We start from the raw sequence: 22,511 nt of genomic DNA, 5'->3' as shown, positions 1-22,511 counted from the left end.
CGCCACCCGTCGCTCGAGCTCGGGGACGTCAGGCCTTCTTGGCCGTCGCCTTCTTCGTCGTGCGCTTGGCGGTGGACTTCGCCGTCTTCTTCGCCGTCTTCTTCACGGCGCGCTTGCGGGTGGTCGGGCCCTTGGCGCGCTTCTCGGCGAGCAGCTCGTAGCCGCGCTCCGGCGTGATGGAGGCCGGGTCGTCGTCCTTGCGCAGCGTCGCGTTCGTCTCGCCGTCGGTGACGTACGGGCCGAAGCGGCCGTCCTTGACGACGACCGGCTTGCCGCTGACCGGGTCGGCGCCGAGCTCCTTGAGCGGCGGCGCTGCTGCTGCGCGGCCACGCTGCTTGGGCTGCGCGTAGATCGCGAGCGCCTCCTCGAGCGTGATGTCGAACAGCTGCGACTCGGAGGCCAGGGTCCGCGAGTCCGTGCCCTTCTTCAGGTAGGGCCCGTAGCGGCCGTTCTGGGCCGTGATCTCGACGCCCTCGGCGTCGGTGCCGACGACGCGCGGCAGGGAGAGCAGCTTCAGCGCCGTCTCGAGGTCGATCGTCGCGAGCTCCATGTCCTTGAAGAGCGAGGCCGTGCGGGGCTTGGCCTTGGCGGCCTTGCGCGCCTTGGGCTTGTCGCCGGCAGCAGCCGCGTCGTCGTCCTCGATGACCTCGGTGACGTAGGGCCCGTAGCGCCCGGCCCGGGCGACGATCTCGCGCCCGGTCTCGGGGTCGCGGCCGAGCACCTTGCCGTCGTCGGCGGCGACCTCGAGGAGCTCACGGGCCTTCTCGGGCGTCATCTCGTCGGGCGCCACGTCGTCGGTGATCGTGGCCCGGCGCGGCGTGCCGGAGACCTGCGCCCCGTCGGCGACCTCACCCGTCGCGAGGTCGACCCCCGCGGGGACGACCTCCTCGACGTAGGGCCCGTAGCGGCCGACGCGGACGACCATGCCGTCGCCGATCGGGATCGTGCTGATCTCCTTGGCGTCGATCTCGCCGAGGTCCTCGACGAGCGACTTCAGGCCGGCCCCGGTCGTGGCCTCCTCGCCGAAGTAGAAGCGCTTGAGCCAGTCGATCCGCCGCTCGTCGCCGTTGGCGATGCGGTCGAGGTCCTCCTCCATCGAGGCGGTGAACTCGTAGTCGACGAGGTTGCCGAAGTGCTCCTCGAGCAGCCGGGTCACGGCGAACGCGAGCCATGTCGGCACGAGCGCCTGGCCCTTGTTGAAGACGTAGCCGCGGTCCTGGATCGTGCCGATCGTCGCGGCATAGGTGGAGGGTCGGCCGATGCCGCGCTCCTCCATCGCCTTGACGAGGGTGGCCTCGGTGTAGCGGGCAGGCGGGCTCGTCTCGTGCCCGTCGGCCTCGGCCCGCACGACCTCGAGCGCGACCCCGGCCGAGAGCTTCGGCAGGCGGCGCTCCTCGGCGGCGGCGTCGGCCTTGGCGGTGGCCTCGTCGTCGCGGCCCTCCTCGTACGCGGCGAGGAAGCCCTTGAAGGTGATGACGGTGCCGCTCGCGCTGAACTCGACGGACTGCGCGCCCTCGACCGCCGTGTCGACGGCGAGCTTGACGGTCGCGGTGGAGCCGCGGGCGTCGGCCATCTGCGAGGCGACGGTGCGCTTCCAGATCAGCTCGTAGAGGGCGAACTCCTCGCCGCGCAGCTCGCCGGCCACCTGAGCCGGGGAGCGGAAGCGGTCACCGGCGGGCCGGATGGCCTCGTGGGCCTCCTGCGCGTTCTTGACCTTCTTCTCGTAGCGGCGCGGGCTGTCCGGGACGTACTCGGCGCCGTAGAGGTCGCGGGCCTGGCTGCGGGCGGCCGTCGTCGCCGCGTCCGACAGCGTCGTGCTGTCGGTACGCATGTAGGTGATGTAGCCGTTCTCGTAGAGACGCTGCGCCACGCGCATCGCGTTCTTCGACGACATCCGCAGCTTGCGCGACGCCTCCTGCTGGAGGGTCGAGGTCGTGAAGGGGGCCGACGGGCGGCGGGTGTAGGGCTTCTCCTGGACGTCGGTGACGCGGGCCCGGAGCGGGAGGCAGGCCTCGGCGATCCGCGTGGCGAGCGCCTCGTCGAGGTGGACGACGCCCTTGCCGGTCAGGCGGCCGTCGTCGGCGAAGTCCCGGCCGGAGGCGACGCGGACGCCGTCGACCGAGGAGAGCCGGGCGGTGAACTGCTGGGCGGCACCCTCCGGCGTGAACTCGCCCTCGACGTCCCAGTAGGAGGAGCGGACGAAGGCCATGCGCTCGCGCTCGCGCTCGACGACCATGCGGGTCGCGACGGACTGCACGCGGCCGGCCGACAGGCCCTGGCGGACCTTGCGCCACAGCACCGGGCTGACCTCGTAGCCGTAGAGGCGGTCGAGGATGCGGCGGGTCTCCTGGGCGTCGACCATCGCGGTGTCGATCTCGCGGGTGTCGTTGACGGCTCGCTGGATCGCCTCGCGGGTGATCTCGTGGAACACCATGCGCTTGACCGGGACCCGGGGCTTGAGCGCCTCGAGCAGGTGCCACGCGATGGCCTCGCCCTCGCGGTCCTCATCGGTGGCGAGGTAGAGCTCGCTGGCGTCCTTGAGCAGCCGCTTGAGCTCGGCGACCTTCTTCTTCTTGTCCGGGTCGACGACGTAGTAGGGGTCGAAGCCGTTGTCGACGTCCACGGCGAACTTGCCGTAGGGGCCCTTCTTCATGTCCGCCGGCAGCTCCGACGGGTTGGGCAGGTCACGGATGTGGCCGACCGAGGCCTCGACCTCGAAGTCGCCGCCGAGGTAGCCGGCGATGGTCTTCGCCTTGGCGGGCGACTCGACGATGACGAGCTTGCGGCCCTTGCCTGCGGCCATGGATGCACCTTCAACTTCCCGCATCTCACGTGCAGCGGATTCGTCGCTGCCTCGACGTGGACGCGGGACCGACCGTAACAGCACACGCGGCCCGGTCCAGCCACGCCTCCACCGAAGCGGGCGTATGCCGTCACTCCGCCGGGCCGGGAAGGGCGGCTCAGGCGACCGGCCAGTGGATCAGCGTGCGCCAGGTCGCGGGGTCGGGCTCGGCCTGGGGGTCACTGAGGTAGCTCTCCCACATGACCGGTCCGGGCTTCAGGCGCTCGGCGACCATCCACTGCTCGACCTGGCCGTACGTCTCTCCCATGGTGTCGTAGGGCCCGACGTGCACCGCCTCGACGGCGCGACCCCCCGGGAGCGCGCTCGCGGCGACCTCGCCCTCGGGCCGGGGCGACGTGGTGACGGGGAAGCCGACCTCGACGTCGACGGATCCCGTGGGGATGCCGTGGTAGAGGGCGAAGGGCGGCCCGGTGGGCGACAGGCCCTGCTTGCGCAACACGTTCCACGTCGCCCCGAAGGCCTTCTGGAAGAACGTCGGCAGCTCGGCGACCGGGACCTCGGCCCGCAGGACCGCAGTCGGCCTCTCCTCGGTCTCGACGATACGGATCTCGTTCGTGTCCTTCATGCTCCCAGCGTCTGCTGCGGGGCCACGGCTCGACAGGGCCGAAGGGCCCACCGCGGCACCGCACGTCCTGCGGAAGGGCAGCGGACGGCATACGTGCTCGGGGATCATGGGACTGACCGAGGCGTTCCCGTGATAGTTTATTGTTCAACCAGTTCGGAAGGAACCGCCCATGTCCGCCCCCGTCCTCTACCTCAGCCACGGCGCCCCGCCCCTCGCCGACGACGAGCGCTGGACGGCGGAGCTCTCCAGCTGGTCGAGCGAGCTGGCGAGACCCAAGGACGTACTGATGATCTCGGCGCACTGGGAGGACGCCCCGACGACGCTCGGCTCCACCACCGGGGCGCCCCTGACCTACGACTTCTGGGGCTTCCCGCAGAAGTACTACGAGGTCACCTACGACGCCCCGGCCGCACCGACGCTGGCCGACGACGTGACCAAGCTGCTCACCTGGCCCGGCCACTCGGTCCACCGAGACGAGGCTCGCGGCCTCGACCACGGCGCCTACGTGCCGCTCAAGGAGATGTTCCCCGAGGCCGACGTGCCGGTGCTGCAGATGTCGATGCCGACCCTCGACCCGCGCGGGCTCTTCGAGATCGGGCGACGCCTGGCACCGCTGCGCGAGCAGGGCACGATGATCGTCGGCTCCGGCTTCACCACGCACAACCTGCGCTGGTTCGACCCGCGTGCCGGTTCCGACGCCCTTCCCCCGAGGGCGAGCGCCGAGTTCGACCACTGGGCTCAGGAGGCCATGCGGGCCCAGGACCTCGACAGCCTGCTCGACTTCCTCGACAAGGCGCCCGCCGCCCACGAGGCGCACCCGCGCACCGAGCACTTCGCCCCGCTCTTCGTCACCCTCGGGGCCGCCTACGAGTCCGGCGGCCTCGACAACAAGAGCGTCATCGACGGTTTCTGGTTCGGCCTGAGCAAGCGCTCCTGGCAGTTCGGCTGAGACGGCTCGCCCTGTCCTGCGGGAACCCGCCCACCGCGTCGCCCGTTCAGCAGGTGTGGGCGCCCCACGAACGCGGCCGCGGCTCGGAATTCCCCCTGGCTCCGAGCCGCGGCCGCCCCTTCACCGGACGCCTTCACCGGCCGAGTTCACGCCCGAGCCGAGCAGGTCGCGAGGCGCCGGACGCGTCACGACGGAACCGGCCGCAAGGCCCACCCGTCGCAGGCGGGCGGCACGTAGAGTGGCCGTACGCCCGACGATCGCGCCGCCGGCGTGTGTCGTGCCGCGGAGGGTGCCGCGCACGCCACGTGCCTCGGCTCGGCGCCGGGTGAGGGACTTCGGGCGCGTCACCGACGCGGCCGGCACGCGAGGGAAGGACGCTCTCCACCATGACTGACCAGCCCGCTGCCCAGCAGGCGGCCGCCAACGCCGCTGCACCGGCCCAGGTCGCCCCCCTCGAGCCGCCCGCGGAGGCCTTCGTGCTCACCGCGCCGGCGCCGACCGCCCCGGTCGCCGAGACGGCCGCGCCCAGGATGGCCCCGGCCGTCCCCGAGGCGGCCCTGCCGGGGCTCGACGCCAAGGTCGACACCTACCTCGACTCGCTGACGAAGGTCGCCGCCCGGTCGCCGGAGTGGGAGGTCAAGGCCGCCGACGTGCGCAGCATGGGCACCGACGAGATCCGCTTCGCCGCGGAGTCGTCCAACCGGATGCTGCAGATGCCGGTCAAGGCGCTCAACGAGGGCAGCCTCTCCGGCAACTCGAAGGTGGGCCAGACCCTCCTCGACCTGCGCCGCACCGTCGAGGACCTCGACCCGGGCCAGGCCCAGGGGCCGAAGAAGTTCCTCGGGATGATCCCCTTCGGCGACCGCGTCACCGACTACTTCCGCAAGTACCAGTCGGCGCAGAGCCACCTCAACGGCATCCTGCACTCGCTGCAGTCCGGCCAGGACGAGCTCGTCAAGGACAACGTCGCGCTCAACCTCGAGAAGAAGAACCTCTGGCAGTCGATGGGCCGACTCAACCAGTACGTCTACGTCGCCGAGCGCCTCGACGCCCGCCTCGCCGCCCAGGTCGCGACCTACGAGGTGAGTGACCCCGAGCGGGCCAAGGCGCTGCGCGAGGACGTGCTCTTCTACGTCCGCCAGAAGCACCAGGACCTGCTGACCCAGCTCGCGGTGTCGATCCAGAACTACCTCGCGATCGACATCATCATCAAGAACAACATCGAGCTCATCAAGGGCGTCGACCGAGCCACCACGACGACCGTCTCGGCCCTGCGCACGGCCGTGATCGTCGCCCAGGCGCTCAACAACCAGCAGCTCGTGCTCGACCAGATCACGGCGCTCAACACGACGACCTCCGGCATCATCGAGCGCACGTCCGAGGCCCTCAAGCAGAACTCGGCCCGCATCCAGGAGCAGTCGGCGAGCGCGACGCTCTCGATCGAGTCGCTGCAGAAGGCGTTCGCCAACATCTACGAGACGATGGACGCCATCGACCAGTTCAAGGTCAGGGCCCTCGACAACATGGCGGCGACCATCGGCACGCTCGAGACCGAGGTCGCCAAGTCGCGCACCTACCTCGACCGCGTCGCCAAGCAGGACGAGCGCCGCGCCGACAACGTCGCGCCGGGGTTGCTGGACCTCGGGTCCGGTCGCTGAGCGGGGCCCTTCGCCATGAAGCCAGCACGAAGAACCGAAGGGGACAGACGCAGTGGGAATCCGGTCGTGGTTCGGGTTGGACCGGCCCGAAGCACCCGAGCCGGTGCGCTCGGGACCGCCCACCACCGAGCAGCTCCTGGGGGCGCTCGACGCGATCGAGCAGCAGGCCCGTGACGGCAAGGTGCCGGGGGTCGTCCTCTCACGGCTGCTGCGGGTGACGCGCATCGTGCGCCAGACCCTGCCGCGCCTGGACAACCTCGGCCTCGGCAGCAGCCAGGGCTTCAGCGTCATGGCCACCGTGACCGACTACCTCCCGGTGGCCATCGGCAACTACCTGCGCCTCCCGCGCGACTGGGCCGACACCCGCCCGATCGCGGCCGGCAAGAGCTCGGTCATGCTCCTCGTCGACCAGCTCGACCTGCTCGGCACGACGATGGACAAGGTCTACGACGCGGTGAACCGGGCCGACGCCGAGGCGATCATCGTGCACGGCGCGTTCCTCGAGGAGAAGTTCGGGCCCGCCTCCGCCGGAGGGGTGCTCGGGCTGGGTCCCGACCCCGTACGCGTGGCGCCGCCACCCGCGAACGGCGCCTCCACGTCGCCGGCACCGCTGACGCCACCGGAGTGATGCATGGAGGGGGACGCATGACCACGCAGGAGACTCGCCTCGCCGAGAGTCTCGAGCAGCTCACCGACGTCGCCGCGGAGGCCGGCCTCGACCCCGGCTCCGCCCGTGAGGAGGGCCTGCGGGTCGCTGCCGCCCTGGCCGAGGCCGTGCCCGGCGCGGCTCCCGCGTGGGCCGAGGTCGCCCACCCGGGCCTGACCGACCTCGGCCGCATCAACGAGGCCTTCTTCGACGCCGCCTCGAGCGGGCGGCGGTGGCGTGGCGCACCCACCGACCTGCTGCAGGCCCTCATCGACTCGCGGCACACGCTCGCCCTGGAGTACGCCGAGGCGCTGACCGAGGTGGCGTCCTCGGCGGTCATGCTCGGCGCGGCGCCGATCTGGGTCATCGCCAACGCGTCCGCCGCCTCGGGCGCCTACCTCGCCGCCGCGCGTATGCCGTCCGGCGGGCTGCCGGCCTACCCCGGGAACGGGTCCGGCGCCGACCACGGGCTCCTGGCCGGCATACCCGGCCTGGGCCTCGGGTCCCCCGACGCGATGCGTCCCACGCTCCCCGGCCCGATGAGCCCGGCCGGCGTGGACGGCGCTGCGCCACAGGCTCCCTCGGCGGGAGCGCCGGCCGACGGCGCCGCCGCGACGGCTGCACCGGCCCAGCCGGCAGACCAGCGTCAGGCGCCGCCGCCCGAGCCGGAGAAGTCGGTCGAGGAGCTGCTGGCCGAGCTCGACGCCATGATCGGGCTCGAGCGCGTCAAGAAGGAGATCCACCGCCAGGTGGCCCTGCTGACCGTCGAGAAGCTGCGCACCGAGGCCGGCCTCAGGTCGCCGAAGATGAGCCGGCACCTGATCTTCGTCGGCAACCCCGGCACCGGCAAGACCACGGTCGCGCGCCTCGTCGGCGGCATCTACAAGGCGCTCGGGCTGCTGCCGCAGGGCCAGCTCGTCGAGGTCGACCGCAGCGAGCTCGTCGCCGGCTACGTCGGCCAGACCGCGATGAAGACCGCCGAGGTGTGCGCCAGGGCCACCGGCGGGGTGCTCTTCATCGACGAGGCGTACGCGCTCGCCGGCGACCAGTACGCCGAGGAGGCGGTCAACACCCTCGTCAAGGAGATGGAGGACCACCGCGAGGACCTCGTCGTCATCGTGGCCGGCTACCCCGACCCGATGGTCCGCTTCATCGCCCAGAACCCCGGCCTCGCCAGCCGCTTCACGACCACCATCGAGTTCGACGACTACACCGACGACGAGCTGCTCGAGATCCTCGACTCGATCGCCTCCGGGAGCGACTACGAGCTGACCGAGGAGGCGCAGCGCCGGGTGCGCCACCTGCTCGAGGCGACGCCGCGGGGGCCGTCGTTCGGCAACGGCCGCTTCGCGCGCAACCTCTTCGAGCAGGCCGTGGGCCGTCACGCGTGGCGCCTGCGCGACGCGACGGAGCCGACGCGCGACGAGCTGCGTCTGCTCACCGCAGACGACCTCGTCGAGCAGCCCGAGCAGGAGCCCGAGCAGCCCGAGCAGGAGCCCGGGCAGCAGGACGATCCGGACCACGACGACCAGACCGGCACGGATCAGGCGGCTCTCAGGGCAGAACCTGATGGTGGGGCGGCATCCGGTGAGGGAGTCTCGAAGGAGCAGCAGCACGCCAGCACGCCAGAGCCCGAGGACACCGCATGAGCGCACCGATGACCAACATCCCGGTCGCCGTCCCGGCGCGCACGTCCGGCCAGTCCTCCGGCCAGTCCTCGGGGCAGGGGTCGGGGCAGCCGTCCGGCCAGCCGGTGCGCACCATCGCCGGCAGCATCCCCACGGCGCGCAGCATCGCCGACCGGCTCCTGCACGGCACGCCCGGGAGGATGCGCCTCTTCGGCCTGCTCGGGGTCATCGCCGCCGTGCTCCTCGGCGCCGTCAGCGCCAACGCCCTCGTCGCCTCCCAGGCAGCCGTGGAGCGGGCCGCCAACAACACGGCTCAGGTCGTACGCGTCCAGTCCATTCACGTGGACCTGCTGCGTGCCGACGCGGTCGCGACCAACGCGTTCCTCGTCGGGGGTCTGGAGTCGCCGCAGTCCCGGGCGAAGTACGAGGCGGCCATGGGCCGCGTCGCCTCCGGGCTCGCGCAGGCCGCGGCGGCGCAGCCTGCCGACGGCAAGGCCCTCGGCGTGCTCGCCCAGCGGGTCCAGACGTACGCCGCCCTCGTCGAGCAGGCCCGCGCCAACAACCGGCTGGGCCTGCCGGTCGGCGCGCAGTACCTCACCCAGGCCAGCGCCGGCCTGCGCGCCGACGCGATCCCGATCGTCGAGCAGGTGGTGCAGGCCAACGAGGACCGGTCGGCCAAGGAGTTCGACCGCAGCAACTCGCGCCTGCAGCTGCTCGTCGGCGTCGTGTCCCTCCTGGGCCTGGTGGTCCTGGCGGTGTGGCTGGCCCGGCGCACCCACCGCTACCTCAACCCCTCGCTCACCGGGGCGATCGCGCTGCTCCTCGTCGCGCTGTTCGTGGCCGCGAGCCAGATCGGCGGGATCGCCTCCGCCACGAGCGAGGTGTCCAGCGGGTCCTACCAGCGTGCCGTCGCGCTCGCCGACGCCACGACCGCGGCCAACGACGCCCGGGCCAACGAGAGCCTGACCCTGATCCGGCGCGGCTCCGGGGCGGCCAACGAGAAGGCCTGGGTCGCCGACAGCAAGAAGGTGGACGACACCCTCCAGGGCGTCAACGACAGCGGTGACCTCCGGCAGCAGTGGCAGGCCTACGCCGACGCCCACGTCAAGGTCCGCTCACTCGACGACGGTGGACGCTGGGACGACGCCGTCAAGCTCTCGACCAGCACCGCCGCCGGTGGCGCGGCGCAGGCCTTCGACGCGTTCGACGTCGCCGTCACCGAGGCGCGCGACACCGCCGGCACGGACACCGTCTCCACGCTGCAGGGGGTCGGTGGGAGCACCACGCTCGTCGCCGTCCTCGTCGCGCTGGCGGGGCTCGTCGCCTCCTGGCTGATCGTCAGGGGCATCAGCCAGCGCCTGGAGGAGTACCGATGAGCGCCCTGGTCACCGCACTGCGACGGCGCCTCCCCGCCCTGGTCGCCGTGGCGGCCCTCGGGGCGCTCGCCGGGTGCTCCGGCGTGACGTATGCCGAGACGCCCCTGCCGCCCACCGCCCCGCCGTCGTCGTCGAGCGCCGCACCCCCTGCCCCGGCCCAGACCTGCGACAACGCCACGCAGTCCTATGCACCGCTGCCCAGCCTGCCGAGCCGCGGCCAGATCGACGACCCGACGATGCGCGACCGCATCATCAAGCGCGGCTACCTCGTCGTCGGGGTCTCGGCCGACACCTACCTGTTCGGGGCCCGCGACCCGTTCAGCGGCGGCATCACCGGCTTCGACATCGACATGGCCAGGACCGTCGCCAAGGCGATCTTCGGCGACCCGAACAAGGTGCAGCTGCGGGTCATCACCGCCGCTGACCGGCTGCCGCTGCTCGAGTCGCGCCAGGTCGACATGGTGGCCCGCAACATGTCGATGACCTGCGACCGCTGGCAGAAGATCGCCTTCTCGGCCGAGTACTACCGCTCCGGCCAGAAGGTGCTCGTCAGCAAGGCCCTCCCCGGCGCCAAGGACCTGTCCCTGGCCGACCTCAAGGGCCGTCGGGTCTGCGCGCCCGCAGGCACGACCTCCCTCGCCAAGCTCGAGCAGGTCAAGGGCCCCGTGGTCGTCACCGCACCGACCCACACGGCCTGCCTGGTGCTGCTCCAGCAGGGCAAGGCCGACGCCATCACCGGAGACGACACGGTGCTCGCCGGCCTCGCCGCGCAGGACCCCAACACGGTCGTCACGAGCGCCAAGGCGATCACCGTGGAGCCCTACGGCCTGGGCCTCAACAAGGCCGACGTCTACCTCGCCCGCTACGTCAACCGGGTCATCGCCGACCTCGAGGCGAGCGGCGAGTGGAAGAAGATCTACGACCGCTGGCTCGCCGGCCAGCTGGGGCCGGCACCCGCCCCGCCGACGCCGGTGTACGGGCGATGAGCGCCGTCGCGCAGGGCCTGCCCGACCCGGGGACCGTCGCGCCGACGGCCCCCGGGCGTCTCGGGGTGCCCGTCCAGGCAGCCGAGGCGCAGACCTACCTGAACGCGCTGCGGGAGTGGGTCGCCCAGCGCCGCGCCGACCTCGGCGAGGTCGACCGTGCCGTGCTCAAGCTGTCGCCGGCCGAGCAGGTGGCGATCACCAACGACCTGACCGTCGCGCTCACCTTCTGGAAGGCGGTCAGCGACCGGCTGACGCTGCTCGAGACGACGTTCGACGGCGGCCGCGTCGGCCCCGTCGAGGCGGAGCGCCTCTCGACCCTCATCCACGGGCGGCTCGACTCCAACACCACCGAGCACCTGTCGCTGCCCTCGAGCGGGTCGCTCGCGGTCAGCCTGCCCGAGGCCTGCCGGCTGCTCGACTCGCTGACCCGCACGCTGCAGGCGCGCGCCTCGCTCGCCCCGGGCGCCGCCGAGGCGACCCAGCGCATCACCCTCGTCCGGGCCGGCCTCGAGCGCACCCGCGACCAGGTCCCCCTGGTCCCGGACGGCCCGCAGCGCGACGAGGCGGCCGAGAAGCTGGCCCGGCTCGACCGGCGCATGGCGGACCTCCTCGAGCGCGCCCGCCGCGGCGCCGACGTCGGCGGCATCATCGGCCCGCTCGAGATCGACGTCGCCGTGCTCGAGCGCGACCTCATCGTCGCCGCCGCCGAACGCGCCTCCGCCGCGCGCAGCCGGGTGCGCACCCAGCAGCAGGTCGAGGAGCTCGACGCGCGCGCCGCCGCGATCCGTGCCCTGGAGCGGGCCTGCCTCGAGGCCATCACCCCCGCCCCGCACCTGGCCATCCCTAACGTCCGCGCGCTGGGACCGGTGCCGCAGGCGGCGGCCGAGCTCACGGCATACCGCGCCCGGCTCGAGCGGGTGTCGCGGGCGCTCGACCTCGCACACGAGACGTATGCCGCCGGGCTGGCCGAGCGCGACGAGGTCGTGGGGCTCGTCGGCGCCGTGGGCGCCATGGCCGCGTCCGCCTCGCTCGACCCCGACGCGGAGGGGGACATCGCCGAGCTGCGGCGCCGGCTCGACGAGATCCTCGCGGCCCGGCCGATGCCGATCCTCCGTGCCCGCGCCCTCGCCGCGGCCTTCTCCTCCTACGTCGACACGGCCACGCGGCCTCAGCCGGGTGCCGGGCGCCCGGCCACCCGCACGCCCGCGACCCGACCCGTTAGGCCCCGCCCATGAACTGCACGCAGCCGGGCTGCACCGGCACCATCATCGACGGCTACTGCGACCTGTGCGGGATGGCCGCCGGCTCGAGCCCGGTGCCGCCCCCCGTCGCCGTCCCCTCGATCCCCGAGGGCGGCGCGTGCCAGCAGCCGGGGTGCACCGGCGTGATCGAGGCCGGCTACTGCAACGTGTGCGGCACCCCCGCCGACCAGCTCGACGCCGCGGCGTATGCCGCCGCCACCCCGGCACCGAGCGCCTCCGCACCCGTGTCCGCCAACGGTGCGGCGAGCGCCCCCGCCGGCGTCGGCCCGGAGATGTCCACGCGCTCGGCCGCCTCGAGCAACGTCGCGTCGGCAGCCTTGGGCTCCAAGCGGGCCCGCGAGTCCGGGTCGGTCGCGACCCGTCGCACCGGAGGCTCCCAGCGGCTGCGCGCTGCGCGGCTCGGCGGCGGCATCACCACGGTGCGCCCGGCGCCCGAGATCGACGCCGAGAAGGCGCTGCTGACCAACCCGACCGTGCCCGAGAACAAGCGCTACTGCCCCAAGTGCGGCGAGCCGGTGGGCCGGGGGCGCGACGGCAGGCCGGGGCGCACCACCGGCTTCTGCCCGAAGTGCCGCCAGCCGTTCTCCTTCGACCCCAAGCTCAAGGCGGGCGACCTCGTCGCGGGCCAGTACGAGGTCGCCGGTTGCCTCGCCCACGGCGGCCTCGGCTGGATCTACCTCGCGCGCGACAAGAACGTCTCGGACCGCTGGGTGGTGCTCAAGGGCCTGCTCAACTCCGCCGACCCCGACGCCCTCGCGGCCGCCATCGCCGAGCAGCGCTTCCTCGCCCAGGTGTCCCACCCGAGCATCGTCGAGATCTACAACTTCGTCACCCACGACGACGCCGGCTACATCGTCATGGAGTACGTCGGCGGCACGTCGCTGAAGTCGATCCTCAAGCAGCGCCTGCAGGCCGCCGGCAAGTACGACCCGCTGCCCGTCGACCAGGCCCTGGCCTACATCCTCGAGATCCTCCCGGCCTTCCAGTACCTCCACGACCTGGGCCTCGTGTTCTGCGACTTCAAGCCCGACAACGTCATCCAGGTCGGCGACGAGGTCAAGCTCATCGACCTCGGCGGCGTGCGGCGGGTCGACGACGAGGACTCTGCGATCTTCGGCACGGTGGGCTACCAGGCGCCCGAGGTGGCCGAGCTCGGTGTCTCCCCCGCCTCCGACATCTACACGATCGGGCGCACCCTCGTCGTGCTGACGATGGAGTTCCGCGGCTACCAGACGACCTACCTCAACACCCTGCCCGCCCAGGACACCGTCCCGGTCTTCCAGCGCTACGACTCCTTCTACCGCCTCGTGGCCAAGGCGTGCGCCCCCAACCGCGACGACCGGTTCGTCTCGGCCGACGAGCTGCGCTCCCAGATGGTCGGGGTGCTGCGCGAGGTCGTGGCCCAGGACCGCGGCACGGGCGCGGCCACCTCGACGGTCAGCTCGCTGCTCTTCGACGTGCCGACACCCGGGGTCGCCCCCGACGACTGGCGCAACCTCCCGTCGCTGCGCCGGGACCCGCACGACCCGCAGACGGGCTGGCTCACCACGGTGTCCGGCACCCCGACCGAGCGGCTCGCGACGCTCGAGCGGTCGGCCGTGCGCACCACCGAGGTCCTGCTCGAGCTGGCCCGCACGTCCCTCGACGCGGGCCGGCGCGATGTCGCCGACGCGACCGCGGGCGAGCTGCTGACCGCCGACCCGTGGGAGTGGCGTGCCGTGTGGGTCCAGGGCCTCATCGCCCTCGACCGCGGTGACGCCCGGGCCGCCCAGGCCGCCTTCAACGCCGTCTACGGCCAGGTCCCCGGCGAGCTGGCCCCGAAGCTGGCGCTGGCCCACGCGTCCGAGCAGGCCGGCGACGACGCCGTCGCCGAGAACCTCTACGTCGCGTGCGCGCGCACCGACGCGACGTACGTCCCGATGGCCGCCTTCGGCCTGGCCCGCATCCGGGCGGCACGCTCCGACGTCGACGGCGCCGTGGCGGCCTTCCGCCTCGTGCCGGTGCAGTCGAGCGCCTACCGCACCGCCCGCGCGGGACTCGCCGAGCTGCTCGCGCGTGCCAACCGCGGGCTGCCCGACCTGGCCGAGGCGCTGCGCACCCTCGACGACACCTCCCTGTCGGCGCGCCGACGCGCCGAGCTCACGACGCTGATCTACCGTGAGGCGCTCGAGACGGTGCAGAAGAGCGGCAACAAGGCCGACATCCGCATCGGCGAGCACAAGGGCACTCCGAACGGCCTGCGCGTCGGTCTGGAGCAGGCACTGCGCGAGCTCGCCCGGCGCACCCCCGACCTGTCAGCCCGCGTTCCCCTCGTCGACGAGGCCAACGCCATCCGACCCTGGAGCCTCTGGTGACCGACTTCCCGACAGCCGGAGAGCCGCAGCCCGCTCCCGTCTCCACCTTCGAGCCCGAAGCCGGCATGGACGGCAGCCGCGCCGGAAGCACCGACGGACCGTCCCGCAGGTGCCCGGTCTGCGGCACGGACAACCCCGCCGACTCGAGCTTCTGCGAGGCCTGCGGCGCCGACCTCGTGGTCACGGCCCGGGCCGCGACAGCGCCTGCGGACGGGGCGGCCGCCGCCTCCGACGGTCCCGTGATGGCCTCCTCCGCCACGCCTCAGACCGCCCCGGCCGGGGAGGAGTCGCCCCTCGACGTCGGCTGGACCGGTCCGGTGCCGTCGGCGCCGGAGGCGCCGATCGACGACGAGCTCGTCTGTCACGCCTGCGGGCAGGGTCGCATCGTCGACGGCTACTGCGACAACTGCGGCACACCCCCGCCGGACCCTCGCGACCACTTCACCGAGTCGCCCGCGGCCTGGGTCGGCGGCGTCTGCGACATCGGGCGGCGCCACTCGCGCAACGAGGACGCCATGTCGCTCAGTGCCACCGAGGCGCCCGGCTCGCGAGCCGTCCTCGTCGTGTGCGACGGCGTCTCGATGGCCTCCGACTCGCACATCGCCTCCCTCGCCGCCGCCAAGGAGGCCCGGGCCGTCCTCGACCAGCCCTTCCCCCGCGGGGCCGGCACGCCCGACGCCTGGGCTGCCGCCGCGCGCCGGGCCCTCACGACCGCCGTCACCCGGGCCAACGAGGCCGTCGTCGCCGCAGTCGTCGAGGACGTGCCCAACCCGCCGTCGTGCACCTTTGCCTCCGCCGTCGTCGAGGACGACGTCATCGTGGCGGGCAACGTCGGCGACAGCCGCGTCTACTGGCTGCCCGACGCCGCCCACGAGCCGGCGCTGCAGCTCGGCCGGGACGACTCGTTCGCCCAGGAGCAGATGTCGGCGGGCGTCCCGCGCCTCGAGGCCGAGCACGGTCCGCACGCGCACTCGATCACCCGCTGGCTGGGCCGCGACGCGCCCGACGACCTCACGCCGCACCTGACCACGGTCACGGCGAGCGCCGGCTGGCTCATGGTCTGCTCCGACGGGCTGTGGAACTACTGCTCCGAGGCCGAGGACCTGCGCACGCTGCTGCACGGCCTCGCCGCGGGTACGGACGACCCGACGCCGGCCGCGATCGCGCAGGCCCTGGTCGACTTCGCCAACGAGCAGGGAGGACGCGACAACATCACGGTTGCCCTTGCCAGACTGGCTGGACGAGGATCGACCACGACGAGCGAGCCGGCCGAGACGACGGCGCCGGTGGAAGGGGACCCGAGCCATGGCTGACTTCACCGCAGAGGTGTTCCAGAACGAGTTCCTCCCCGACGGGGGCACCGACGTGCACGCCATCGTGCGCGTCACCTCGACCGGCGCCTCCGCGGGCAGCGGCGGCGGTGCGCTCGCCGACCCCGGTTCGGCCGCCGAGGTCATCCTCATCGACACGTCCGGGTCGATGGGCCGGCGCGGGGTCGCAGCCGCCGGCGAGGCGGCCAAGGCCGCCCTGGCCGAGATCGTCGACGGCACGCTCTTCTCGATCGTGGCCGGCAACGGCACCGCCCAGATCGTCTACCCCTACAGCCACCAGGGCGCGCTCGTGCCCATGTCGTCCCACACCCGGGGCGAGGCCAACCGCGCCATCGAGGGCCTGCGCGCCAACGGCGGCACGGCGATGGGCACCTGGCTCACCCTCGCCCGCCAGATCTTCGAGACGGTGCCGCACGTGACCAAGCGGCACGCGATCCTGCTCACCGACGGCGTCAACGAGGGCGAGACGCCGCAGTCGCTGCAGGCGGCCGTCCGCAGCTGCGTCGGGGTCTTCCAGTGCGACTGCCGCGGCGTCGGCGACCAGTGGCGGGTCGACGAGGTGCGCGGCATCGCCTCCTCGCTCCTCGGCAGCGTCGACCTCATTCCGGCGCCCGAGGAGATGGCCGCCGAGTTCAAGGCGATGATGCGCGCCTCGATGTCGCGCGGGGTCGCCAGCTCCGAGCTGCGGGTCTGGGTGCCCCAGGGCGCCGAGCTGCTCTTCGTCAAGCAGGTCTCCCCCACCCTCGAGGACCTCACCCCCCGCCGTATGCCGATCAACGCGCTCACCGGTGCCTACCCCACGGGCGCCTGGGCCGACGAGAGCCGCGACTACCACGTCGCCGTACGCCTGCCGGCCCGCACGCTGGGGCAGGAGCAGCTCGCCGCGCGCGTGCAGCTCTCCCTCGGCGGCGACCCCGTGGCCCAGGGGCTCGTCAAGGCCAAGTGGAGCAACGACGACTCGCTGACCACGCGCATCGACCCGGCGGTCGCGGCCTACACCGGTCAGGCTGAGCTCGCGACGACCATCCAGGAGGGCCTCGCGGCCAAGGCCGCCGGGCAGGACGACATCGCCACCGCCAAGCTGGGCCGGGCCGTGCAGCTCGCCGGCCTGACCGGCAACGACGAGATGACGACGCGCCTGAAGAAGGTCGTCGACATCGACGACGTCGACACCGGGACGGTGCGCCTCAAGAAGGGGGCCTCCAAGATCGACGAGATGTCGCTCGACACGGCCTCGACCAAGACCAGTCGGGTGCGTCGATGAGCGCCGTCTGTCCCAACGGGCACACCTCCGAGGCCGAGGACTACTGCGACACCTGCGGTTCGCCCATCGACCTGGCCGCCCAGCCGGCGACCAGTGCCGCCGCGGCCGGACAGGCTGCAGCGGCGGGCGCCGGCCAGGCGGTCGGCGCCGCCCCGTCGTCGAGCCGCTCGTCGCTCGACCTCGGCCCCGCCGCCTCGCCTGACGCCGGTGCGGGCTCGGGCCTCGGCACGGAGGAGAAGCCGGCCGCTCCCGCGGCGCTCGAGTGCCCCAACTGCGGGACCGAGAACCCCGACGGCGCCCTCTTCTGCGAGGCCTGCGGCTACGACTTCACCACCGGGGCGATGCCCCGCGACCCGTCCGCCACCCCGGGCGAGCTGGCCGACACCGAGCCGCACGAGCCGACCGGGTCCGGGGAGCTCCCGGCAGCCACGGGCGCGCCGGGCGCTGCCCCGGGACTGGTGCCGTCGGCGGCCTCGGTCGCCTCCGGCGGCCCAGGTGTGCAGGCACCCGGGGGCACGGCGGGCGGCGAGTCGACCGAGCCGTTCGAGTGGCTCGCGGAGGTGTGGGTCGACCCCGACTGGTACCAGACCCAGGAGGCGGAGGACCCGTGCCCGTCCCCCGGGCTGCCGACCATCATGCCGCTGCGCCACCGCAGCGTCCTGCTCGGCCGGGTCTCGACGAGCAAGAACACCCACCCCGAGATCGACCTCTCGTCCGACCCCGGCGTGAGCCGCCGGCACGCGCAGCTGACGACCGACGGCACCCGCTGGTTCGTCGAGGACCTCGGCAGCTCCAACGGCACCTACGTCGGACCGGCCGCAGGCCCGTTGCCCGACACCGCCATCGCGGTCGGGCCCCGGACCGAGCTCGGCGACGACGACCGGCTCTACGTCGGAGCCTGGACCCGCGTCGTCGTGCGGCGAGCCACTCCCGACGAGGTCGAGGCCTACGCCTGAGCCTCGCGGGCACCAGTGCCCACCCGACCCGGCCCCCTCCACCGGCGCCGGGTGGGCACCCCACGAGACGCGACGGCATACGTCGGCGGGAGCGCACCCACCCGAGGGCGTCCTCGCTGGGAGGTCGCGGGAGCGCTGGCGGCTGCCGCACCCGAGACCTAGGGTGTGCCTCGTGAGCGAGCGCCTCCTCCCCCCCGGTGTCGACGGCGGTGTCGACCTCGGTGTCGACCTCGGTGTCGACCTCGGTGTCGACCTCCGGGTCGACGAGCGCTCGCGGCTCGCCCTGACCGGTCGAGGTCTCGAGGCAAGGGCCGGGTAGATGTCGGCGCTGACCATCGGGCAGGTGGCCGAGCGGACCGGCGCGGCGCCGTCCGCCCTGCGCTACTGGGAGGAGCTGGGCCTGATCCGCGCGATCCGCACGGCGGGCAACCAGCGACGCTACGAGCGCGCCACGCTGCGCCGCGTCGCCTTCATCCGGGCGGCCCAGCGGGTGGGCCTGACCCTCGACGAGATCGGCGCCGCCCTGGCGGGGCTGCCCGAGGAGCGCACGCCCACCGCGCGTGACTGGGCGCGCCTCTCACGGGCCTGGCGGGGGCGCCTCGACGAGCAGATCGGCCGCCTCGAGCGGCTCCGCGACCAGCTCGACTCGTGCATCGGCTGCGGCTGCCTCAGCCTGAGTGCGTGCGCCCTCAACAACCCGGACGACCGGCTCGCGGAGCGCGGCCCGGGCGCGGTGCTGCTCGACCCCTGACCCCCGCGGACGGGGTCGAGCAGCCCTTGCCGGGTCCGGGCCTCCGGGTCAGTCGGTGGCGTCCGACGACACGGCGTTGTCGGGCACCGGGACACCGGGACCGCCCGTGGGACCGGGAGCACCGGCCCCCACCCCCGCCAGCTCGGGTATGCCGTCCGGGCCGCCGGGTGCCCCGGCCCCCTCGTCGAGGTCGGCTGCGGCACCTGCGAACTGGGCGGCATACAGCGTGGCGTAGGCGCCTCCGGCGGCGAGCAGCTCGGCGTGCGAGCCCTTCTCGACGATGCGGCCGTCCTCCATGACGAGGATGAGGTCGGCGTCGCGGATCGTCGACAGCCGGTGCGCGATGACGAAGCTCGTCCGGTCGGACCGCAGCGCGGCCATGGCCTTCTGGACGAGCAGCTCGGTGCGCGTGTCGACCGAGCTGGTCGCCTCGTCGAGGATGAGCAGCGCCGGGTCGGAGAGGAACGCGCGCGCGATGGTGACGAGCTGCTTCTCGCCCGCCGAGATGTTGGAGGCCTCGTCGTCGAGCACGGTGTCGTAGCCGTCGGGCAGCGAGTGCACGAACCGGTCGACGAACGTCGCCTTCGCGGCCGCCACGACCTCCTCGTCGCTGGCCCCCGGGCGGCCGTAGGCGATGTTGTCGCGGATCGTGCCACCGAAGAGCCAGGTGTCCTGCAGCACCATGCCGATGCGAGCGCGCAGGTCGTGGCGCGTCAGGTCCCTGATGTCGACACCGTCGAGCGTGATGCGGCCGCCGTCGAGCTCGTAGAACCGCATGATGAGGTTGACGAGCGTGGTCTTGCCGGCGCCGGTGGGCCCGACGATCGCGACCGTCTGCCCGGGCCGCACCGACAGGTCGAGGTCCTCGATGAGCGGCTTGTCGGGGGTGTAGGAGAACGACACGCCCTCGAACGCCACGCCACCGTGGGGATCCTCGATGCGGGCCGGCGACGAGCCGTCGGGCTGCTGCTCCTCGGCGTCGAGCACCTCGAAGACGCGCTCGGCCGAGGCCACCCCCGACTGCAGGACGTTGGCCATCGAGGCGACCTGGGTCAGCGGCTGCGTGAACTGGCGGGAGTACTGGATGAACGCCTGCACGTCACCGAGGGTCATCGTCCCCGAGGCCACCCGAAGGCCGCCGACGACCGCGATGGTGACGTAGTTGAGGTTCCCGACGAACATCATGACCGGCATGATGATGCCGCTGATGAACTGGGCGCCGAACGAGGCCTCGAACAGCTCGTCGTTCTTGGCCTTGAAGTTCGCCTCGGTCTCCTTCTGGTGGCCGTAGACCTTGACGAGGCCGTGGCCGGTGAAGGTCTCCTCCACGATGCCGTTGAGCTCGCCGGTGTTGCGCCACTGCTGGACGAACAGCTTCTGCGAGCGCTTGGCGATGAGCCCAGTGACGAGGATCGAGATCGGGATCGTGACGAGGGCCAGGAGCGCCAGGCCCCACGAGATGGAGAACATGATGACGATCACGACGACGACCGTCAGCAGCGAGTTGAGCAGCTGGGAGAGCGTCTGCTGCAGCGACTGGCCCACGTTGTCGATGTCGTTGGTGACGCGGCTCAGGACCTCGCCCCGCGGCTGGTTGTCGAAGTACGGCAGCGGGAGGCGGTTGAGCTTGGCCTCGACCTCCTGGCGCAGGTCGTACATCGTGCGCTGGAGGACGCCCTGCAGGATCCAGCCCTGCAGCCACATGAACAGCGACGCGGCGACGAAGAGCGAGACAACGAGCAGCAGCACGTGCGCCAAGGCGTCGAAGTCGATCCCCTTCCCGGGCACGAAGTCGACGTTGCCCAAGAGGTCGGCGTAGGTCGTCTGGCCGCGCGCGCGAAGGGCGTCGACGACCTGCTCCTTGGTGGTGCCCGGTGGCGCCTTGACGGTCTGCCCGACGACGCCGGCGAAGATGATGTCGGTGGCACGGCCGAGGATCTTGGGCCCGATCGAGCTCAGCACCACGCTGACGACGGCGAGCGCGAGCACGACGGTGACCTTGACCTGGTGCGGGCGCAGCCGGCCGAGCAGCCGCCTGGCCGACGGGCCGAAGTCGAGCGACTTCTCGCCCGGCTGGCCCATCTGCATGTGCGGCGGCCCGCCCCGGCGCGCAGGACCACGCCGGGCCTCTGCGGCCTTCTCCTCGGCTGTCTTGACTCCCTCGGCCATCAGGCCGCCTCCTCCGCGCTGCGCTGCGACTCGACGATCTCCCGGTAGGTCTCGCAGGAGTCGAGGAGCTGCTCATGGGTGCCCTGGCCGACGATGCGGCCGTCCTCGAGCACGATGATGTGGTCGGCGTCGACGATGGTCGAGACCCGCTGCGCGACGATGACGACCGTGCTGCGGGCGGTGACCGGGCGCAGGGCCCGGCGCAGCCGCGCGTCGGTGGACAGGTCGAGCGCGGAGAACGAGTCGTCGAACAGGTAGATGTCGGGATGCTTGACGACGGCCCGGGCGATGGCGAGGCGCTGGCGCTGGCCGCCCGAGACGTTGGTGCCTCCCTGGGCAATCGGCGCCTCGAGCCCGCCCATGGCCTCGACGAAGTCGCGCGCCTGCGCGATGCGCAGGGCGTCCCACAGCTCCTCGTCCGTGGCCTCCGGGTTGCCGTAGAGCAGGTTGCTCGCGACGGTCCCGGTGAACAGGTAGGGCTTCTGCGGCACGAGGCCGATCCGGCTCCAGAGGTCGTCGAGGGCGAGGTCGCGCACGTCGACCCCGCCGACCCGGACCCTCCCCGTGGACGCGTCGAACAGGCGTGGCACGAGCCCGAGCAGGGTCGTCTTGCCGGCACCGGTCGAGCCGATGATCGCGGTGGTGCGGCCCGGCTCGGCGCGGAAGCTGACGTCGTGGAGGACGGCGGCCTCGGCGCCCGGGTAGTGGAAGTCGACCCCGACCATCTCGAGCCCTGCCGAGACGGTGGGCAGCGTCAGCGGCTGGACGGACTCGACGACCGAGGACTCGGTGTCGAGCACCTGCTCCAGGCGGGTGGCCGACACCGAGGCCCGCGGGATCATCGTGGCCATGAAGGTCGCCATCATGACAGCCATGAGGATCTGCACGAGGTAGGCCAGGAACGCCGTGAGCTCCCCGATCTGCATGTCGCCGGAGGCGATGCGGTGCGCGCCGAACCACAGGACGGCGACGGTGGAGACGTTGAAGATCAACATGACGATCGGGAAGACGAGGGCCATGAGCCGCCCCACGTGGAGGCCGGCGTCGGTGAGCCGCCCGTTGGCCTCGGCGAACCGGGCCTCCTCGTGCTCCTCGCGCACGAACGCCCGCACGACGCGGATGCCGGTGATCTGCTCGCGCAGCACGCGGTTGACCCCGTCGAGCGAGGTCTGCATCCGGCCGAACCAGGGCAGCATCCGCGAGATGACGAGGCCGACACAGAGGCCGAGCAGCGGCACGGCGACTGCGACGAGCCACGCGAGCCCCACGTCCTCGCGCAGGGCCATGATGATGCCGCCGACCATCATGATCGGCGTGGTCACCATCAGGGCGAAGCCCATGAAGGCGACCATCTGCACCTGGGTGACGTCGTTGGTGTTGCGCGAGATGAGGGTCGGCGCTCCGAAGCGGGTCACCTCCTGCGCGGAGAAGCCGACGACCTTGCCGAAGACGTTGCCACGCAGGTCGCGGCCCATCCCCATGGCGACCTTGGCCGCGAGGTAGGTGGCGCTCACGGAGGCGGCGATCTGCACCACGCTGACGGCGAGCATGACGGCGCCGTGGCTGAGGATGAAGCCGGTGTCGCCCTTGGCCACGCCCTGGTCGATGATCTCGCCGTTCAGGCTAGGCAGGTAGAGCGAGGCCATCGTGCTGACCAGCTGCGCCAGCACGATGAGCACGATCTGGCCCCGGTAGGGGCTCAGGTGACTGCGGAGCAGCCGGATCAGCATGACGGTGCCTCTCGGTGCGTGGT

General features: G+C 72.5%; 17 protein-coding genes. 13 read left to right on the top strand and 4 right to left on the bottom strand.

All coding sequences use genetic code 11. From position 1 onward, the window contains the following. Window positions 1-28 precede the first annotated feature (28 nt). Together topA and ABD241_RS19150 are read right to left on the bottom strand one after the other, a co-directional pair. Window positions 29-2,803: a type I DNA topoisomerase gene (gene topA / locus ABD241_RS19155; RefSeq protein ID WP_344066578.1), complete on the bottom strand. Its 2,775-nt coding sequence runs from the start codon at window positions 2,801-2,803 to the stop codon at window positions 29-31. A gap of 157 nt (window positions 2,804-2,960) precedes the next feature. Continuing rightward, entirely contained in the window at window positions 2,961-3,428 is a 468-nt protein-coding gene (locus ABD241_RS19150; RefSeq protein WP_344066575.1) for a GyrI-like domain-containing protein, read from the bottom strand. Between the two features lie 169 nt (window positions 3,429-3,597). Here ABD241_RS19150 and ABD241_RS19145 point away from each other — a divergent pair, with 169 nt between their 5' ends. The 13 genes from ABD241_RS19145 (at window position 3,598) to soxR (ending at window position 18,589) form a co-directional block, all read left to right on the top strand. Then, window positions 3,598-4,377 (top strand): DODA-type extradiol aromatic ring-opening family dioxygenase, encoded by a 780-nt coding sequence (locus ABD241_RS19145; protein WP_344066572.1) that lies wholly within the window; start codon window positions 3,598-3,600, stop codon window positions 4,375-4,377. A 386-nt stretch (window positions 4,378-4,763) separates the two neighbouring features. After that, window positions 4,764-6,035, top strand: a complete 1,272-nt coding sequence (locus tag ABD241_RS19140; protein ID WP_344066569.1) for a toxic anion resistance protein — start codon at window positions 4,764-4,766, stop codon at window positions 6,033-6,035. Window positions 6,036-6,138: 103 nt separating this feature from the next. Then, on the top strand, window positions 6,139-6,663 hold the full coding sequence (locus tag ABD241_RS19135) for a hypothetical protein (protein ID WP_344066567.1): 525 nt from the start codon (window positions 6,139-6,141) through the stop codon (window positions 6,661-6,663). 17 nt (window positions 6,664-6,680) lie between these two features. After that, window positions 6,681-8,330: an AAA family ATPase gene (locus ABD241_RS19130; protein ID WP_344066565.1), complete on the top strand. Its 1,650-nt coding sequence runs from the start codon at window positions 6,681-6,683 to the stop codon at window positions 8,328-8,330. Continuing rightward, window positions 8,327-9,685 carry a hypothetical protein gene (locus ABD241_RS19125; protein ID WP_344066562.1) on the top strand — a complete coding sequence of 453 codons (1,359 nt, stop codon included), beginning with the start codon at window positions 8,327-8,329 and terminating at the stop codon, window positions 9,683-9,685. The genes ABD241_RS19130 and ABD241_RS19125 overlap by 4 nt, the downstream gene beginning before the upstream one ends. Then, window positions 9,682-10,671, top strand: a complete 990-nt coding sequence (locus ABD241_RS19120) for a glutamate ABC transporter substrate-binding protein (protein ID WP_344066559.1) — start codon at window positions 9,682-9,684, stop codon at window positions 10,669-10,671. The genes ABD241_RS19125 and ABD241_RS19120 overlap by 4 nt, the downstream gene beginning before the upstream one ends. Next, window positions 10,668-11,906 carry a coiled-coil domain-containing protein gene (locus tag ABD241_RS19115; protein ID WP_344066556.1) on the top strand — a complete coding sequence of 413 codons (1,239 nt, stop codon included), beginning with the start codon at window positions 10,668-10,670 and terminating at the stop codon, window positions 11,904-11,906. Before ABD241_RS19120 ends, ABD241_RS19115 begins: the two co-directional genes overlap by 4 nt. Beyond that, window positions 11,903-14,287 (top strand): serine/threonine-protein kinase, encoded by a 2,385-nt coding sequence (locus tag ABD241_RS19110; RefSeq protein WP_344066553.1) that lies wholly within the window; start codon window positions 11,903-11,905, stop codon window positions 14,285-14,287. Before ABD241_RS19115 ends, ABD241_RS19110 begins: the two co-directional genes overlap by 4 nt. Next, on the top strand, window positions 14,284-15,600 hold the full coding sequence (locus ABD241_RS19105; RefSeq protein ID WP_344066550.1) for a protein phosphatase 2C domain-containing protein: 1,317 nt from the start codon (window positions 14,284-14,286) through the stop codon (window positions 15,598-15,600). The genes ABD241_RS19110 and ABD241_RS19105 overlap by 4 nt, the downstream gene beginning before the upstream one ends. Continuing rightward, the gene (locus tag ABD241_RS19100; RefSeq protein WP_344066547.1) at window positions 15,593-16,882 is read left to right on the top strand and encodes a VWA domain-containing protein; all 1,290 of its coding nucleotides are present in this window, start codon (window positions 15,593-15,595) and stop codon (window positions 16,880-16,882) included. Before ABD241_RS19105 ends, ABD241_RS19100 begins: the two co-directional genes overlap by 8 nt. Continuing rightward, a complete protein-coding gene (locus ABD241_RS19095) occupies window positions 16,879-17,838 on the top strand; it encodes an FHA domain-containing protein (protein ID WP_344066544.1) in 960 nt (319 codons plus the stop codon). Before ABD241_RS19100 ends, ABD241_RS19095 begins: the two co-directional genes overlap by 4 nt. A gap of 172 nt (window positions 17,839-18,010) precedes the next feature. Beyond that, the gene (locus ABD241_RS19090; RefSeq protein WP_344066541.1) at window positions 18,011-18,157 is read left to right on the top strand and encodes a hypothetical protein; all 147 of its coding nucleotides are present in this window, start codon (window positions 18,011-18,013) and stop codon (window positions 18,155-18,157) included. Continuing rightward, window positions 18,158-18,589, top strand: coding sequence for a redox-sensitive transcriptional activator SoxR (soxR, locus tag ABD241_RS19085; protein WP_344066538.1), 432 nt, complete (start codon window positions 18,158-18,160; stop codon window positions 18,587-18,589). 48 nt (window positions 18,590-18,637) lie between these two features. On the opposite strand, the gene ABD241_RS19080 is transcribed toward soxR, so the two are convergent. Beyond that, complete coding sequence (locus ABD241_RS19080) at window positions 18,638-20,758, bottom strand: ABC transporter ATP-binding protein (protein ID WP_344066535.1); 2,121 nt, start codon at window positions 20,756-20,758, stop codon at window positions 18,638-18,640. Next, on the bottom strand, window positions 20,758-22,488 hold the full coding sequence (locus ABD241_RS19075; RefSeq protein WP_344066532.1) for an ABC transporter ATP-binding protein: 1,731 nt from the start codon (window positions 22,486-22,488) through the stop codon (window positions 20,758-20,760). Before ABD241_RS19075 ends, ABD241_RS19080 begins: the two co-directional genes overlap by 1 nt. Window positions 22,489-22,511 lie beyond the last annotated feature (23 nt).

Origin of the sequence: Terrabacter lapilli (assembly GCF_039531305.1) — a bacterium.
GTDB lineage: Bacteria > Actinomycetota > Actinomycetes > Actinomycetales > Dermatophilaceae > Terrabacter > Terrabacter lapilli.
This window is presented reverse-complemented; position numbering and strand designations above follow the sequence as displayed.

Excerpts from the sequence above, each read along its gene's own strand:
- topA (WP_344066578.1), bottom strand. The coding sequence starts at position 2,803 with ATGGCCGCAGGCAAGGGCCGCAAGCTCGTCATCGTCGAGTCGCCCGCC.
- ABD241_RS19150 (WP_344066575.1), bottom strand. The coding sequence starts at position 3,428 with ATGAAGGACACGAACGAGATCCGTATCGTCGAGACCGAGGAGAGGCCG.
- ABD241_RS19145 (WP_344066572.1), top strand. The coding sequence starts at position 3,598 with ATGTCCGCCCCCGTCCTCTACCTCAGCCACGGCGCCCCGCCCCTCGCC.
- ABD241_RS19140 (WP_344066569.1), top strand. The coding sequence starts at position 4,764 with ATGACTGACCAGCCCGCTGCCCAGCAGGCGGCCGCCAACGCCGCTGCA.
- ABD241_RS19130 (WP_344066565.1), top strand. The coding sequence starts at position 6,681 with ATGACCACGCAGGAGACTCGCCTCGCCGAGAGTCTCGAGCAGCTCACC.
- ABD241_RS19125 (WP_344066562.1), top strand. The coding sequence starts at position 8,327 with ATGAGCGCACCGATGACCAACATCCCGGTCGCCGTCCCGGCGCGCACG.
- ABD241_RS19120 (WP_344066559.1), top strand. The coding sequence starts at position 9,682 with ATGAGCGCCCTGGTCACCGCACTGCGACGGCGCCTCCCCGCCCTGGTC.
- ABD241_RS19115 (WP_344066556.1), top strand. The coding sequence starts at position 10,668 with ATGAGCGCCGTCGCGCAGGGCCTGCCCGACCCGGGGACCGTCGCGCCG.
- ABD241_RS19110 (WP_344066553.1), top strand. The coding sequence starts at position 11,903 with ATGAACTGCACGCAGCCGGGCTGCACCGGCACCATCATCGACGGCTAC.
- ABD241_RS19100 (WP_344066547.1), top strand. The coding sequence starts at position 15,593 with ATGGCTGACTTCACCGCAGAGGTGTTCCAGAACGAGTTCCTCCCCGAC.
- ABD241_RS19095 (WP_344066544.1), top strand. The coding sequence starts at position 16,879 with ATGAGCGCCGTCTGTCCCAACGGGCACACCTCCGAGGCCGAGGACTAC.
- soxR (WP_344066538.1), top strand. The coding sequence starts at position 18,158 with ATGTCGGCGCTGACCATCGGGCAGGTGGCCGAGCGGACCGGCGCGGCG.
- ABD241_RS19080 (WP_344066535.1), bottom strand. The coding sequence starts at position 20,758 with ATGGCCGAGGGAGTCAAGACAGCCGAGGAGAAGGCCGCAGAGGCCCGG.
- ABD241_RS19075 (WP_344066532.1), bottom strand. The coding sequence starts at position 22,488 with ATGCTGATCCGGCTGCTCCGCAGTCACCTGAGCCCCTACCGGGGCCAG.